The organism is Undibacterium sp. RTI2.2, from assembly GCF_035018705.1.
In the GTDB taxonomy this organism is placed as follows: domain Bacteria; phylum Pseudomonadota; class Gammaproteobacteria; order Burkholderiales; family Burkholderiaceae_D; genus Undibacterium.
On the sequence record NZ_JASJXN010000110.1, the window covers coordinates 1 to 1,392 of the forward strand.

2 protein-coding genes are annotated in these 1,392 nt (G+C 46.6%); both read left to right on the forward strand.

Annotation, left to right across the window (positions count from 1 at the left end; translation table 11 throughout):
* Positions 1-437: 437 nt before the first annotated feature.
* Positions 438-722, forward strand: coding sequence for a DUF1778 domain-containing protein (locus tag QN395_RS21285; RefSeq protein WP_322121760.1), 285 nt, complete (start codon positions 438-440; stop codon positions 720-722).
* Positions 719-1,225 (forward strand): GNAT family N-acetyltransferase, encoded by a 507-nt coding sequence (locus QN395_RS21290; RefSeq protein WP_322121759.1) that lies wholly within the window; start codon positions 719-721, stop codon positions 1,223-1,225. The genes QN395_RS21285 and QN395_RS21290 overlap by 4 nt, the downstream gene beginning before the upstream one ends.
* Positions 1,226-1,392 lie beyond the last annotated feature (167 nt).

A 1,392-nucleotide genomic window follows, 5' to 3' on the forward strand; every position in this document is an offset into this window, starting at 1 on the left:
TTGACGCCGGCGAAGCTCATTGGCATAGCCTTGGCCAAACTTCAACGTCCATTGGCGGATCGTCTCATACGTGACTAGGATGCCACGGCTGGCCATTAGTTCTTCTATGTCGCGAAAACTCAGCGCGAACCGGAAGTAGAGCCACACGACATCGCTGATGATTTCTGCTGGGTAGCGGAACCCGCAATAGAGTAGAGATTTTTTCGTCTCGCCACCTTACAATATTTTGCCAGCCTCCGCAAGTTGACAATACCATCCTGAGAAAGTAGTAATGGATGAGAGCGGAGCCAATAAATCGGCGATCGATCAGATCATCGAAGACAAGGCGATTTTGCTAATGCGACAAAACGCCCGAACCACTCTTTAATAAATAATTAGATATTGTACGTCATTTGTGCTAACATAGCGTCAAATGAACTAACAAATGAGGTGACGCCATGAGTGCCCTAGCTTTTAAATCAGCCCGCTTTGGACTCCGTGCCACGCCAGAACAGGAAACTATACTGCGCAGAGCCGCTGATGTGTCGCGTAAATCTTTAACTGATTTTATTCTCGATAGCGCTTGTCTCGCGGCGGAACAAGCACTCCTAGACCAAAGATTGTTCATGGTTTCTGGGAATCAGTATCAATCTTTAATGGATTTATTGGAACGTCCTGAGCAAGAAAATAAAGGTCTACGCGATTTATTCTCTCGAAAATCGCCGTGGGATGAGGCGAAGTGAGTTTAGGCAAGCCGGAGCCTCTTAATGCCAAACATCAAATCGAGGAATTTGATTGTGGCAAGCCTCCCCTTAATGAGTGGTTGCTACGCCATGCCAGACAGGCGCAAGGAAGTGGATCTGCAAAAACTTTCGTAGTAGCAGATGGGTTTCGTGTTGTCGGGTACTTCAGTTTGACGATTGGCCAGGTCGACACTACTGAAGTTCCCGAACGTATCAGTAAAGGAATGGGGCAATACCCAATCCCTGTTGTTATAATTGCTCGCCTTGCTGTTTCTACTCATGATCAAGGCAAAGGCATTGGTATAGGTATGCTCAAGGATGCAATTGAACGTACCATCGTCATAGCTGATCAGGCTGGCGTCAGAGCTATGCTCACTCACCCCATTGATGATGAGGCTTCAAATTTCTACACCCGTTTCGGATTTATAGGATCGCCCATTCGTGAAAAACAATTATTACTTTTGCTAAAAGATGCGCGGCAATTGTTATCTACGAAAACTTGAAATAGTCCAATCAATCAACTCACTGCTTATAGTTTAGGCTCTATCGCATTAGGCCGAAATTGGTAAAACGTTTCGATGAAATCAGTGCCTAATTGACATCCTCCCCGCCCTAAAGGACGGGGATTCCTACGGCGCTGCGCGATGATTTGCGAGTCGCTTCGGCGGGT

Coding starts and splice junctions, on each gene's coding strand:
- QN395_RS21285 (WP_322121760.1), top strand. CDS start 438: ATGAGTGCCCTAGCTTTTAAATCAGCCCGCTTTGGACTCCGTGCCACG.